This is a genomic window from Silvanigrella sp., assembly GCF_044369315.1.
GTDB lineage: Bacteria > Bdellovibrionota_B > Oligoflexia > Silvanigrellales > Silvanigrellaceae > Silvanigrella.
This window is the reverse complement of record NZ_JBIPMD010000066.1, coordinates 1-15119: the sequence shown is the minus strand read 5'-3', so window position 1 is coordinate 15119 and position 15119 is coordinate 1. Positions and strand designations below refer to the sequence as shown.

Below are 15119 nucleotides of genomic sequence, written 5' to 3'. Positions count from 1 at the left end.
ATCCGTGCTCACTCTGCCCTTGATTATCACGCACCTTTAGAATATGAAGAAAATTATGAAATTTAACAGTCCACTTTTCGGGGATCATACCATACAAAGAGTTTAATTAAATTTTATTTAATGCTTGATAAATAAAATTTTAACCTAAATAAGGTTGGAGACTTATGAAAAGGCTGGCTTATATAAGTAGTGGAATTGATATTAAACCTGAAGATTTAAAGTTAATACAAGAAAAAGCAATTAAAAATAATGAAAGAGATATGTTAACTGGAATACTAATGTATTTTGATGGTATTTTTTTTCAAATTCTTGAAGGAGATTTTGAAAAGGTAAGTATTTGCTTTGGCAAAATCAAAAATGATCAAAGGCATAGAAAAATAACAATAATTAGCAATGAAGAGTTTGTAAAAGATAGAAAATTTCCAGATTGGTCAATGAAGTTTATAGATGCTGATAAAATTGACGGGTCTTTAATTTTGCATTTAAAAAATTTAGCTCATAATTCAAGATACTCGAATTTTTTACTTTCTAAATTTACTCAAACAAATATGATGAATTTAATAAATGAAGGAATAGATCCATTAAAATCCGTACCCCAAAAAATTGAAAAAATAATTATTTTTTTTGATATTGTTGGATTTACTCATCTCTCAAAAATTCTTTCTCCATTAAAACTTTCAGAACTAATAAATAAATATTTAACTATAATTTCAATTGAAGTAGAAAATAAAAATGGTATTATAAATAAATTTTTAGGTGATGGATTATTAGTCTACTTTGATAGTGAAAGTGCTGATAATGTGATTGAATGTTGTTTAACTATTTTAAGTAAATTTCAGGAAACTAGATTAGCATATTCTGAGAAAGACCCAGAAAAATATATTTATATTGGCATTGGAATTTCAAAAGGAGAAGTTTTAGAAGGAGTATTTAATTTTGGAAATAAGTCAGATTATACTTTAATAGGGAAATCTGTAAATATTTCTCAGAGATTGCAGTCTCTTACGAGAAAATCTTCGTATTGTCTTCTTATGACTGAAGATGTAAAAAATTCAGTATTACACAATTGGACATTTGTTAAAGCAGATATAAGATCAAAAAGAAATATTTACTCAATAAAATCAGATTTAACAAATAAGATTGAAAAAGAAAAAATCCTTGATAATTATAAAAAAAATAAGTCCTTTTGGGGTTTTAAGACCTAGCTGTTGCAGCGCCCATGCTCCGATGAGTGCGCGCGCCGCAACACATAGAGTTACCCAACTTGTATTGTTACCTCTGGAGCCAGAGGCGAGCTTCTCGTAAGCCTTCAACCTTCCTGAATCTAAATTTTATTTTAAGATCTCCAGCCTAGCTCAGTAAGCCCTTAAAATATTTCATGCGAGACTAAAAATCAAATTTTGCTTTACCGTCAATAGGCTTCTTAAATTAAGTTTGCAATTACAAATGTTATCAATAACTTATGGAAAGCTCAGGAAACAATTTAACAGGGTTATCCACTGTTACAGCTTTTAAATCCATTTTATAAACTTTGCCATCAACTGGTGTTGATTCAAACGAATATTCTATCTGCTCATTAATTTTAATAGGATGATCATAGTTTAGGGGCATGCTAAACTTTTCTCCTACTTTTGCACTATATACAATACTTGAAACTTCGTTCGGTTTTTTAAATTCAAATTGTGTTATATTTAATTGACAATCTTCTCCTTTTTTTACAGGAATATCCAGATAATTATTATTTTCTTCTTCCTGAATATTAAAATGTTTTATTGAAAGTATTTTTGTATAAGTGTTACATTGAATATTGGCGACAACATTGACGAGTATTCCATCTATGTTTTTACTTTGTGCACTATCATGAATAACATAAAATACATAATCTTGAACCTCATTGTCAGCATAGGAGGAAAGTGTAAATAAACTTGAGATGAAGATAGATTTCAAAAACATTTTTTTCATAAGCACACCTACATATTTTATATAATAAAAAAACAAACCGAAGTATTTATATATGATTTATATTTAATTTTCAACAAATAGTATAATTTTTTTATTGCTATTAAAGTAAAAGTTAAAACGGTAAATTTATAATTATTGCTTTTTCAAGCGAACATTAATTTATATTATGTAAATTAATCAGTTTCACCGTCAAAAAATTAAACTCAAATTATAAAAACAAAATCATATACTTAACTGTATAAAACAGAAATAGGGATTTTTAATATTAAGAAGACAATATTCATCATATTAGAGCTTTTTTTCAAGCCTTTCTTTTTCAAATTCACATTCAAATTCTGTAAAAAATCTTTTTATTTCAACTTCCGAATCACCTTCTTTTTTTTATCAAAATAAATGGCTTTAAATTTTTAAGAATATCTTGCGCCGATTCAAATGTAGATGATGTGCCTAATGTAGACAAAGAGATAATTTCATAGGTTATTTGATTTGCCATTTGAGCCTCCTTGGTTGGTGAATTAGACCTTTCAAACAAGTTCTAACAAATCCAAAACTTCTAAATCAAGTGATGATTATTGTTTAATATTATAAAAAAAATGACATATCTGGATTATATGCAAGAATCCCCGATTTTGTATACCAAGGTTGACTTATTATTGAATTTAAAAGGTATTTTTTCATTTTAGTGGTTTTTAATAGGGACAACCGAAAATAGGCTTTTTGAAAAATGTCTACTAGATAATTTGTTACTTTAATATCTTTGCAACAGAACCCTTTCTTCTTCTTTTAAAAGAAGAATGAAGTAAAATGTTACTCAAAAATCTTGAAATCATAAATAATTGAAAAGACTGAACAGCAGTTATAGAAAATGTAAAATATTATTTATGCAAATATAAATTTAATCTCTTAGAAATAAATATATTACTGTGAAATTAATTAATTAAGTAAACGTTTATTTATAAATTTTTATATATCTTTTTATAAAAATCCTCTTAAATGAAAATTTAAAATATTGGCACTCATATTGCTTAAAGATAAACGTTGCATTGAATACTTAATGTAACATTTAAAAACCTCTTTATAGTAGAGTGAAATTTTTATGAAAAAATCTTTATTTTATGCATCTTTTTTGATCGTATCGGTTTCTATTCAAGTAACTTCACAAGCTAGCGAATGGGGTTCCTATTTATTTTGTGTGAATGATAACGACCCAGCTGATTGGGCACCAGGTCCTAAAAATCTCAAAGGAGTTCCTGGCTTTGAAAATCAGGGATCATCCGGAAGTACGCAAGGCACATGGATAGATGGAGTTGCTAAACTTAATAAATACGCTCATTCTGTTTTAGATGTAAGTTATGTTTATAAAAACTTTGATGATGCTCAAAAATTCTGCACTGCTCTTAAAAATAGTTGTACAGAAAAATGGGGGACGAATTATACACATGTTGGCGCTTCGGGTGCAAGCATTCCTTACTCAGTATGGGGATATGTGAGTGTTAATTATAAAGACACAGATGGAAGCATAAAAAACTCTGTGTGCCCTAACTGGAACTATAAAGAATTTCCAAATGATGGTGGACCAGCTTATTAGTTGTAGCGGCGGATCTGTTGCAAAGTAACAAGGACACGGTAGAGATTTTTCAAAAAGCCTAATTTCGGCTTTCATCCATTGGTAGTCTTCTATATTTTTTGCGACAGAACCACAATTGGGATGATGTTTTTGAAGTCTTAATTTCTGCTTAAAATGTCAATTTAGGAAATGCTTTCGATTTATATGAATAAGTTTTAATTAATTTATTTCTGCGACAGAACCTATCATTTCATACATTTTATTCCCAAGCTCTTCATGCACCCATTTTGTTGGATGCAAAGAGTCAAAATAGAAATATTTTTTCATGTTGTCCTCAGAACAACCAATGTTATAACTTGATGACAATTTACCTGATTTTACTATATCAATTATATCTTTCTGTGCATAATTTTGATTGACAATATTTGAAATACAAGCCTCTGAAATATTCATTCCTTTCGCTTTAGCATCGCTCAATAAATCTTGAAATATTTTGTGTAAATTAACATCAATTACTTTTGCATCGGAATGATTACTCATAAACTTCTTCAACTTTTTATCTAATTCTGAATTAAAATATTCAGTAAAATTTGCAACTTCTATTTTCTTAATATTATCATTTGCAAATTGAGGAGTTTTACTAGGGTCTGGTGCATTGAATACCATAAAATTTCTTGCACCAGAATTATATAGTCTCAATAGTGCGTTGTGAATACCCGTTACCGCATCATATATATTCGTGAAATTTTCTGCAAATATGATATCATTAGAACCTATCATCAAAATAAAGACATCATCTTTACTTTTAATTTCAGTTTGATGATCTTTTAATAAAGCATCTACTTGTTTTTCTAAGCTAATATAATTTAATAAATACTGATCCAGTTTAGAAGATCCCATTGCAGCCTTTGCACCGATTATAGCATAATTATTTCCTTTTTTACGAATTTCAGAAAATTTAATTGGTGGTATGAAATCTAAAAAAGGGATCTTATATTCTAGGTGCGAAAGATTAAATGCGGGAGTTATTTTTTTATCAAGCTTTCTTGCTAAAACCTCTATTGCAACTTCTCCATCTGTAAAAGATCTCTTTTTATAATAAGGTTGATCACCTAACGATATTTCATGTGCAACTTGATTAATACCAAAGAAAAAAAGTAACGGTTTCACATTGTTTAAATCAGGGGAATTCAGAATCATATTTGAAGCGCCAAGTGCGGCACCCGTGTCAGAAAGACTATCTCCCATTACATAAAGCTCTCCTTTAAGACCTGAGGAAAATGATATATTAGAAGCACATAAGAAAATGAATACGATGATTTTTTTCATAAAACCCTTTATAAAAAGATAATTTAAATACAAATTCTCATTCAAAATAATTTAAATGAAGAGAGACTATATTTAATTATTTAAATAAATCAATATTTCTTTGATGTTTTTTATCATTAACAATTACACATGTAAAATAAAATAAAATAAAGTAAATTAAAGAAAAAATAGATTTATATATATCAATTGATTTAATTTCAGAAATAGCATAATTGGTTCTGTCGCAAAAAGATTCCAGATGAGTTAGGAGGAGAGTTCTACTTTTACCTAAAAGGGAACCAAGGATGGATTTTAAATGGAACACTTTAAATCAGACATCATTTTAATATCAGTGTTTACCCATTAAGTTACAGACAGGTGGAAGAAATGTTGAAAGAACGGTGTTTAGAAGTAGATCACTCTTCTCTTCAGAGATGGATTGTGGAATATTCCCCTCAATTAGCAAAGAAGTTTGCAAGTCATAAGAAGGCTGTAGGCAAATCTTGGAGAATGGATGAAACTTACATCAAAGTAAAAGGGGTATGGCACTATCTGTATAGGGTGGTGGATAAGATCGGACAAACGATCTACTTTCACCTTTTAAAACATAGAGATGCATCGTCTGCTAAACTTTTTTTCCAATAGGCAATTCACTCTTCTGCTAAACCAGAAAAAGTAAACATAGACAAAAGTGGTTCAAATACAGCCGCGTTAAATAACATAAATCATGACTATAAATCAAATTTTCAGATCAAAATAAGACAAAATAAATATCTAAACAACATGATAGAACAAGACCATCGATTTATAAAAAAGAAAGTGAAGCCCATGTTGTGGTTTAATTCACTTAAATCTGCAAGAGCTACTTTGTGCGGAATAGAACTTCATCACATGCTTGCGTCTAGAAGACGATGATTGACTTGATTTATCTGAATAAATTTTAATTAATTTATTTCTGTGACAAAAACTTGCAAATAACCCGTTAGAGAGAACTTTCTAGAAAAGCTAATTTTAGTGGCAAAGAAAAATTTGTAAGGAGAAATTTTTCTAGGAAAGTGATATGAATTATAAATTTTGCTTGTTTTTTAAAAATGAATTAAATTTTTATATATTACTTCTTATTGATATTTTGCAAAATCATATGAGTCAATTTTTAAATTATGATGGGATATTTTATTTCCAGTTAAAGCATTATGCCCCCAGTTCATTAATTCAAATATGTTATTGTCTTGGTCTAAAATATAAATACCATCATGATTGGAATACATTAATATTTTTGGATACATTCCATGAACTTGAATTTGAGTTTTGTTTAATTTTATATAGGGCCCTTCATCTTCATTTAAATCGGGTGATCCTAAATATGCATTTAACGCCCAATTTCCTGTGTCTTCTAAAAATATTTTAAAGTTCATATCCATACTTTTAAATTCAAAGGTATTTGATCTTCCATCAAAAATGGGTGAAGTAACATAACCTTTATAAATTTTATTGTATTTGACATTAAACCCATTATATTTAACTTGTGTACAGTCTCTTGCATAAAAAATGATTTCGAATGCAGCATTTGCGCTATTCATAATAAGATATGAATTTAAAATGATTATTACCTTAAGAATAAAATAAATTTTCATGAACAAATTACCTTTCTAAAGAAACTGTAGGAGTCCAGTTTGTTACTTTAAATTTATCTTTGTTTTCATTTAAGTTATCAATTTCAAGATCCGCACTACCTGACGTTATCCATTTAGACTTATATTCTGAATTGGGATTCATATCTTCGAAGCTAAGAATGTTAGTAAATTTAAATTCATCTTTAAAATGAATCGATTGATTTAAATCTTCGAGAAATTTATCTATGAAAGGATATTCTAAATAAACACCTTTGTATAAAATATACTCGGCACCAACCATTGGTTTATTATTTCTGCTTATAAAATTAACGGTATATGAACTTGATTCGGATGTAAGCTGTGATATTGCTCTTGTAAAACCATATTTAAACTGTAAATTTAGTTCGGCGTTATAGTCACTCATATTATCACCAATTTTAATATTTTTTTTATAACCTAATTTTCCTGCAACCGTATATTCGTAAGTTTGAGCATCCACAATCGTTTTATTTTTTTGAAATGTTTTTGTATAAGATATACTTGCGTTTGCACCAAGTTGTTTATAATCATTTAGTTTCCAAAATTTTAAATAATGGATAAAGTTATTCGTTAAAAAATGATCAAATAATTGTTTTTTTTTCATTACAATATCCATAATCAAGGTTACATACTTGATAATATAAGTTTTTCTCAATAGGAAAATTTAAATATAAAATAGGCTTATTGTAGTCAATAGCTAATAACGGGGAAGCTATAACACCATGATAATTATTAATAATTTGCATGCCATTCAGGTGATGAAATATTATTGTCGTATTGCTTAAATTTAATTTTTTATTATTTTTAAACATTTTAATTAAGATATTAAATACTCTTCTTTGGCCATAAACTCTTTTTACAAATCCTCTAATTTTAAAATCTCCATAACTTTCAACTGCTTGTAAGTTAACAAAACAATTTGATTTATAAATACACTTTAATTCGATTGGAAAAGTTTTGTATAAATTATTTTCATAATTATCATTATAGACATCATATAACGGGATTTTTGGTCTTTCATATTTTGTACCAAAAACCTGAGGAAAATATTTATTTTCTAAAAAAAAATTTCAAGAGAATGACTATCTCCATAAGGTTGTGAAGCAATTCCTTTCTGATGGATTGAATACAAATACAAAAAAAATAAAATCATAATATGAATTCGTTGTCTTTTTTTGAAATACTTTTGCATAATTTTATACCAAAGTAAAATGATAAAAGGAATTGCTATACTTTTTGTTGCTACCATATTTTTAAAAATTTTAAAATAAATGAGCTTGCATATTCATTTTATTTTGATAAACAAACACTATTGATAATAAGTATCATTATCAATAGTGTTTTAAGTGTCTTCTTAAAATTATAGAAATTTTATAAATTGAGGTTCATAAATATGTTATTAAGAACAGATATAAAAAAATTTAATTTATTATTTTCATTCATTATTTTGTCTCTTTATCCAACCGTCTATTCTCAAGATAAAAAAAGAGAAAAACATTTAGATAAACCCGATAATCTTATTTCGGATGAAATTTCAAAGAAGTCAGAATTAGAAGAAACAAAAAGTATTGTGAGTGCTTATGGATTAATTCAATTTAATGCAAATTTAATTGATTCCACAAGAAGTAATACACCTGATTATGAAGCAAATCGTTTGAGATTTGGAATGAAAGTTCAAGGCGGAATTGCAGAGGGGCGTTTCGAAGTTCAATTTAATGGAAATAATCTAGATGGAAAATCAGGTTTAACTGCAATCCGGAGAGCTGATTTAAGTCTGGAATTCATGCGTCATGAATTTAATCAAATTCAATTTGTTACGAAATTTATTTTAGGAGGCATTCGTGTTGGTGGTGCTATGAGTACAGCACCAGATATTGCTTACATACCAAATAAATATGGTCGCCAAGATGGTCTTCTTGTTGAAGAGTCTATTCAATTTAAAGAAGGATCGCAAATAAATGTTTCTTTAGCAAATTTTAATAATATCAGAGGAATTAGGCAACAATCCGTATCTTCTGGAAATGCAAATTGGTTGGGATCAAAAGGAGCTTCATTAAATTCGAATTGGGGAAAAGATTCATTTAGTAAATCCAGAGGATATTTTGCAAAAATAGATGCTACCTACAAAATAAATAAAAATAAAAAATTAAATTTTATCGCGATGCATGGATTTCAAGATGACGCTCCCAGTGCGCAAGACTCCAGTGGTAACTTAACAACAGCAAATGATATTAAGCATACTGAAGCTTCTCTTTGGTATAATGACTCTGATATTTTTGGAGATAAAGGTCTATTATCTGATAATGGCGTTGCATTTTGGTATGAAAATGAACAAATTGGAAAAAATAAAAGAGCTATTGTTGCGGGAGGTGGACAATTTAATTATGATCCTTCTAATAATAGTGATGGTTCCTTAATATATGATGACTCTCAATCTTTTCAATTATATGGAATAAGTGTATCTGCAGATTCCTTACGATATTTAACAAATATGATACAAAAAAGAGATAGATTAACATATTCAATTTCTTATTCTTTAGAAGATGTTCAATTTGGAAATAATGTTACTTTAAAAGGTGATAAAAATCCAGATTATAAAATAAATCAAGTTGCCGGATATCTTGGTTATGCAGTTAAAACTTTTGAAACAGGAATTAATATTGCTTACCACACATCGAATCAAAATTTATTTAAAGATAATAATGGCAATATTAATAAGAATAATGCGATAATGGGGTACTTAACAGCATTTTATAAGTTTTAGTTTTTAAATTTCTATTCCTCTACCAGCTCAAAGTTCGTATTCTACTTGGTCTTTTTTGGAATAAACCATACTCAAATGTTAGCTGGTACTTTAGAAAATTGTACAATTTTTAGAAATGTTATGACTTGTCGGTTTTGAAATATGAATCAACTGAGTTGATTTTTAATTAATGTCATTTTACCATTTAATAAAATTCTTCTTATAAAATTATAAATATATCTATTTTGATTGAAATTTACATAACAATATAATATATTATTTTTTCCACAGAACTGTTTCATAATTTATTTTGATTTTTATCAAATAATAATTATAAATATATAATTAATCTATAATTTGGAAGAATAATCAAATGAAAATAATATTTATGGAAAATAAAACTACAAAAATGATCAAATCATCTCTATTTATAAGCTTGGCCTATTTTGTAGGCACAAAAAGTTTGTATGCGATAGATCAAAATAAAACCAATCTTGTGTTACAACCTCATTCTCAAAGAGAATTAAGTAAACAAATAGTTCCTAAAGTAGTTTATAGGGCAACAGTAACCCAGCCAAATTTATTATTTCTTACTGGTTTTGAGAGAGTATGGAATGGAAATAATAGAAAGGAACTGTATAGGAATGATCTTTCATATCATCTTATTTATCATTTTTTATTTCCGGAATTAAATTTTGAAGAAAATTCTTTTCTACAGACACAAAATCCAAGTTCGTTTGTTAGCACAACTTCCAATCGTGAAATTGCCTATCAAAGTGCAATAAATATATTAAACTCGTATGAAAATTCTCCATTGCATCCCTATTACCGCCGGGATTTTTATATTTATGAAATTGTACCAAGAGAAAATTTCATAAGCGTGGCAGACACCTACGAAAGAGAATTGCAAAATGAAATAACAAATTCTAATAAAGATAAATATATAAATTTGAGAATGTTGAATACCTTTTATAACTCTGAACAGGAATATGCAGCATTAGGTTCTATCCCTGCTCAATCTCTTATTTCTGCTACCTTGTTTCGTTATAATCTGGAAACGAAACGCTTTGAACAACTTGAAACGATCTCAAATTCTTATTTCGATGCCAATCTCCGTCCAGCTTTACACTCGAATGATTATCCCATAGGCACGATACCTAACTCTCAGAATGTTAATTTTATGTATCGTTACTCTGGTTGTGAAGTTCCATTTCGTTCAGAAAGTCAAGTATCTTCAATTAGATTGAAAAGAGAATCCAACGAAAGTCGATGTAATTTTTCAGAGTTATATAAACGTAAACAAATTAAAATGCCAAAAGAGTTATTTAAAAATAATGCGATTCAAATTCAAGTGAAAGATAAAATAGGTAACAGTTATTGTCTGGTACCTTATAAGAGGTACATTTATGTTGATGATTGTAATATTCAATATGCCAATAATAACTGGTTATATACAGAATTTGGGCAACTCATAGCAGAAATTAATGATGGTGAAAATGATCAGTACTTTTGTCTTTCCGAACAAAAAAATCAAGATTCTTCAAATTATTTAAAGATGGAAATTTGTGACTTAACAAATGATAAGCAACATTGGAGTTTTATAGAAAATAACCTTTCTCAAATAAATTTGATTTCGCAATCCGGAAAAAATGTTAAATTAGGGAGCAATTATTATCTCTACTTAGAAGATAATCATACAGATGATAATCTATTAATTTTAAGTCATAATAAAATAAATGAAAATATTTCATTCCCATTAATTCAATTTGAAGTTTCTTTTATTATGAAAGAAAAGAAACGCATTATTTCATTTAGAATGAGTGAACATTATATTTTACATGATTATTATGATATGATTAATAAAAAATATAGATTTGAAAAATTAACACTTTATCCAAAATATACAGGAACAGCTTATTTCGATGAAATTTCAGAATTAGAAGAATATCGAAATTTTTATAATGCACATAATCACTCTCTTTTTTCAAATTATGGAAATGATAATAAAGGATCGCAAGTTTGTTATTATTCAACTTTAGATGAAGAAGGGGGGGGGAATTCAAAGGGAGACATAAAACATGATTATTGTTCAAATCAAGATGAATTAGAAGTAAAGTTTCAATGGTTTTTTCAAAAAGAAAGGAAAGGAACTCAATACGAAATATTTGATAATGGAAAAAATATCATGCGTAAAAATAGCGATTATTCATATGCTTATACAGCGAATGAAAAAGGTTGGACAGATGATACTTCCTATTTGCAAAATTTTACATTAAATTCTCCAGCTTCAATATATGCTGATAAATATTCTATTATCGAAAAAATGAAAGAAAAATTAGGAATTCAAATTAAAAATGAATCAACTCTTTTTGCTTTTGCCTCTTTATATGATCACTTTAGTGGAATCTATAAAATTGACTCTTCTGCAACTAAGAAATCAAGAGAATAAATAATTTATATATATATAATATGATTAAATTAATAATTGAGGTTAATAAAACATGGAAAAAAATTGGAAAAATATAATTAAATATTTAGCCACTTTTATAATAATAAATATAGTAACAATAAGTTTTAGTGATTTTTGTTATGCGAGAAAATAAAATAAAATTATTGAAATAAACATTCCAAGAGAAGAATTAAACCCGGATCAAATAGATTCAGATGATTATGATGCTGAAGAAGAGTATATTCCGCAATTTGTGTATCGCGCGACTGTTACCTCACCTCAAGTGATTTTTGAATCTGGATTTGAAAGGGGTGGGGGAAGAAGAGTTCAAAGATCGAGAGATTTATCCGAGCATTTATATTCGGGATTATTATCTCCAGTTGACAGTTTAATTGAAGTAGCAAGTGCGCAAAGACAAAATCCAAGTGCTTTTATTAGCACCTATGAAAGCAGTGATTATGCCATTCAATTAACACGAGATTTAGTTTCCCCATTTTTGGATCACGGATCTATTTGGGCAAATCGATTGTATGTTTATCAAATTGTTCCTCAACATAATTTTATTAGTGTTGTTGATTCATATAGTAGAGCTTTAAATGATATTGCAAATACCCCTCAGCAGCGTCAAAATTTAATAAGTTTAGATCGATTTTATACTGAAGGAAATGAGTTTGCTGTTCTTGATCGCATTCCTCGTGAGAGTATCGTATTGGCAAGAAGGTACGAGTATGATTTTACCGAAAATAGATACGTTGAAAGAGAAACTCTAAATAATCCAAATTATGCTGCTAGACCAAGGACGAATCATTTGCGAATTTATCCGATCGGAAATGTTCCCAATGCGCAAGAGGTGAATTCGATAAATAGAAGAATTGAATGTGAATTGGTCGTTCCTCCCGCACCACAAGTTAAATCTTCACAGATAAATTTTATGAGAAAAAAAAGAGAGTCAACTGATCACAATACAAATTGTTTAGTTGCAAAAAATCAAGAGAATGAAAAAGTACAAATGCCAAATGAAATATTTTCTCAAAATGCAACAAAAATTATTGTGATGGCTCATGGTGTAAATAATTATTGTTTAGCAACTTACAAAGACTATGTTTATTTAGAAAATTGCGATAATAAAAGTGTAAAAAAGGATTGGATATATTCGGAATTAGGGCAACTTATTTCAGAAATTTATGACGGTAAAAATTATCAATATTATTGTTTGACTACGATAAATTATAAAGGACATGAAGTTGAATTCATGTCAAGAATGAGAATTTGCGATTTAAATTCACAAGATCAATTTTGGAAATTTACTAAAATATCTGATGATGAACACGCCTTAGTAAACTCAAAGAGTAGTGTTGTTGGCATTAAAAAGAGTTTATCGAATTATTATTATACAACTTTAACGGATAAAAAATTACAAAATTTAAAAGAGAAACCCGCATTAATAATTAAAAATTATAAAGAAATAAAGAAAAATATTTCTCCTCCCTTCATTCAGTTTTCAGTTGGAATAAATATTTTAAATGATTTTGCAGCTATTGGAAGGAAAAGAGTGACTTCGGACAATCCAATAACAAATTATACTATATATCCAGATAAGGATTATTTTGCTTATTCCTTTTCACAAAAAGAATCAGGTGAATATATAAATTACTTTAATCTTCATAATAAAACCTTTTTTTCTAATTACGGATATACAGGTTTGAAACCAAATACTTGCTATTATTCAAATTTAGTAAAAAATGGTGGTTCTAGTTGGGATTGGGCAAAAACGCTTATTGTTCTCTTCAAAAAGATGTAGGGATGAATTTAAATGGGATTTAAATAAATGGAATTCGGAAGATGTTTATAAAATTGTTGATAAAGGTAACAATGTTTTAAGAAGCAACAATTTGGGTTCTGCGCTTTATTTAGCAAATTTAGATTGGACTGATGATAGAAATTTATTTCAATATTATTCATTGAATTCTGCAGCGAGAACCTATGCTAATTATTTATATTTAATTAAAAAAACTAAAAATGAAAATTCACAAAATGCCTACATGGAGGATAATAAAACGATGTATGATATGATGAAACAATATTTCAGAAGAAAGTTATTTAAAAATCAGGAGAGTTCATGCCCTACTACAGAAAAAAACTAGAGTGAAATGAGAATAAAATGCGATGATATTTATCGCATTATAAATTTTTAGAAGTTGATAAATAATATTCAAAATTAAAAAATAAATTTAGCGCCTACAATAATTTCTCTTCCTAGAGTTTCTTTAACGGTATAGTTTGTATTATAATATTTTTCATTATAATCATTTCCAGCATACGCATTTAATTCAGTATATAAGTTTAATTTATTTTCAATTGCATTTACGTTTAAACCTAAAGATATTTTTGTTAAATTTCTTGGTTCAAAAACATATTTACTGGTTCTTTTGTCATTTTTAATTGTTATTTCAGGTGTAAATTGATGAGCAATTCCAAAATCAAGACCAATTACCGAATTAAAATAATATTGGCCATTGCCAGCTAGTGAAAATGCAATAAAAGGATCAGACGTACTTGTTGAATCATTATCTGTTTCTGTTTTTTTAGTTTCTCCCACGTAAAATAAATTAGCATTTACAAGCCAACAAAAGGATTCTATTTTTTGGCTTAAAGCAGCGCCTACTATAATTGAAGTATTTCCAGAAGCAACCGTTCCATTTTTGCTGTTATTTTCATCATAAGAAACATTTTTAGCTGGTAATAAATTTGGGGAAAATTTAGCTAAAAGATCTAAATTGACTGGTTTGTCATTTTTAATTTGTTCGATAAGTCTAAATTTATAAGAAAATATAGGATTATAAAGTCCACTGCTATTTGCTGTTAAATTAGTCCTATTAATATCCCTATCTTGTTTATCAAAAAAATCATAATATCTTTGATTGTAGCTATATTTATAATTTACGGATCCATAACTTAGTTCTAAACCAATAGCGTGATTTTTTTTAAAGGAATAGGATAAAAATTCTGTCATTGAAGTTGTATTTTTCTCATAATTTCCATTATAACTAATTGTATATGTACTTCCACTTGTATATTCTTCTTTATATGTTTCTTTAGCAAATGATAAAGAAACGTCATTATAAAAAGTATTTTCGTCTTGAAAAAATGTTAATTCACCTAATTTTGGTTTAGACGAATCGTTTTCATTTGCCGTTTGGGCATGACTGATACATGGACTCGCGAAAGCAAGGCTTAATAGATATGATTTTTTATAAAAAGACATATATCACTTTCCTTTAATAAATATTTCGTTTTTTTGGTTATTTTGTATTTTGGCAAAGTGTCCTCCCAATAAGTGATTTTTACAAAGCATAAATCCAGAATTAAATCTCCTTTTGAGGAGGAGATTTAAATGGAGATGGAAAATAGACTTTTAAAATTGTCAGAGCAAGTTGC

At 27.9% G+C, this 15119-nt stretch carries 12 protein-coding genes and 1 pseudogene; 7 read left to right on the top strand and 6 right to left on the bottom strand.

The window, feature by feature from the left end:
* The first annotated feature begins 164 nt into the window (after positions 1-164).
* Positions 165-1205, top strand: a complete 1041-nt coding sequence (locus tag ACIQ56_RS07495) for a BLUF domain-containing protein (RefSeq protein ID WP_397600450.1) — start codon at positions 165-167, stop codon at positions 1203-1205.
* A gap of 247 nt (positions 1206-1452) precedes the next feature.
* Here ACIQ56_RS07495 and ACIQ56_RS07490 read toward each other — a convergent pair whose 3' ends face one another.
* Positions 1453-1962 carry a hypothetical protein gene (locus ACIQ56_RS07490; protein ID WP_397600449.1) on the bottom strand — a complete coding sequence of 170 codons (510 nt, stop codon included), beginning with the start codon at positions 1960-1962 and terminating at the stop codon, positions 1453-1455.
* Between the two features lie 367 nt (positions 1963-2329).
* Complete coding sequence (locus tag ACIQ56_RS07485; RefSeq protein WP_397600448.1) at positions 2330-2455, bottom strand: hypothetical protein; 126 nt, start codon at positions 2453-2455, stop codon at positions 2330-2332.
* Between the two features lie 603 nt (positions 2456-3058).
* Between ACIQ56_RS07485 and ACIQ56_RS07480 the strand changes: the two genes are divergently transcribed.
* The gene (locus tag ACIQ56_RS07480) at positions 3059-3550 is read left to right on the top strand and encodes a hypothetical protein (RefSeq protein ID WP_397600447.1); all 492 of its coding nucleotides are present in this window, start codon (positions 3059-3061) and stop codon (positions 3548-3550) included.
* A gap of 198 nt (positions 3551-3748) precedes the next feature.
* On the opposite strand, the gene ACIQ56_RS07475 is transcribed toward ACIQ56_RS07480, so the two are convergent.
* Positions 3749-4777 (bottom strand): SGNH/GDSL hydrolase family protein, encoded by a 1029-nt coding sequence (locus tag ACIQ56_RS07475; protein ID WP_397600446.1) that lies wholly within the window; start codon positions 4775-4777, stop codon positions 3749-3751.
* Between the two features lie 447 nt (positions 4778-5224).
* On the opposite strand from ACIQ56_RS07475, the pseudogene ACIQ56_RS07470 reads away from it, so the two are divergent.
* Positions 5225-5752 (top strand): annotated as a pseudogene (locus ACIQ56_RS07470) (IS6 family transposase).
* A 203-nt stretch (positions 5753-5955) separates the two neighbouring features.
* Here the strand turns inward: ACIQ56_RS07470 and ACIQ56_RS07465 are convergent.
* A complete protein-coding gene (locus ACIQ56_RS07465) occupies positions 5956-6471 on the bottom strand; it encodes a hypothetical protein (RefSeq protein WP_397600445.1) in 516 nt (171 codons plus the stop codon).
* Between the two features lie 7 nt (positions 6472-6478).
* A complete protein-coding gene (locus ACIQ56_RS07460; RefSeq protein WP_397600444.1) occupies positions 6479-7093 on the bottom strand; it encodes a hypothetical protein in 615 nt (204 codons plus the stop codon).
* A 789-nt stretch (positions 7094-7882) separates the two neighbouring features.
* On the opposite strand from ACIQ56_RS07460, the gene ACIQ56_RS07455 reads away from it, so the two are divergent.
* The 4 genes from ACIQ56_RS07455 (at position 7883) to ACIQ56_RS07440 (ending at position 13825) form a co-directional block, all read left to right on the top strand.
* Positions 7883-9253: a hypothetical protein gene (locus ACIQ56_RS07455; RefSeq protein ID WP_397600443.1), complete on the top strand. Its 1371-nt coding sequence runs from the start codon at positions 7883-7885 to the stop codon at positions 9251-9253.
* Positions 9254-9605: 352 nt separating this feature from the next.
* Complete coding sequence (locus ACIQ56_RS07450) at positions 9606-11681, top strand: hypothetical protein (protein WP_397600442.1); 2076 nt, start codon at positions 9606-9608, stop codon at positions 11679-11681.
* A gap of 253 nt (positions 11682-11934) precedes the next feature.
* A complete protein-coding gene (locus ACIQ56_RS07445) occupies positions 11935-13482 on the top strand; it encodes a hypothetical protein (protein WP_397600441.1) in 1548 nt (515 codons plus the stop codon).
* A complete protein-coding gene (locus tag ACIQ56_RS07440; RefSeq protein ID WP_397600440.1) occupies positions 13460-13825 on the top strand; it encodes a hypothetical protein in 366 nt (121 codons plus the stop codon). Before ACIQ56_RS07445 ends, ACIQ56_RS07440 begins: the two co-directional genes overlap by 23 nt.
* Positions 13826-13899: 74 nt before the next feature.
* Here the strand turns inward: ACIQ56_RS07440 and ACIQ56_RS07435 are convergent, their stop codons facing one another.
* Positions 13900-14946, bottom strand: a complete 1047-nt coding sequence (locus tag ACIQ56_RS07435; protein WP_397600439.1) for a hypothetical protein — start codon at positions 14944-14946, stop codon at positions 13900-13902.
* Between the last annotated feature and the right edge of the window lie 173 nt (positions 14947-15119).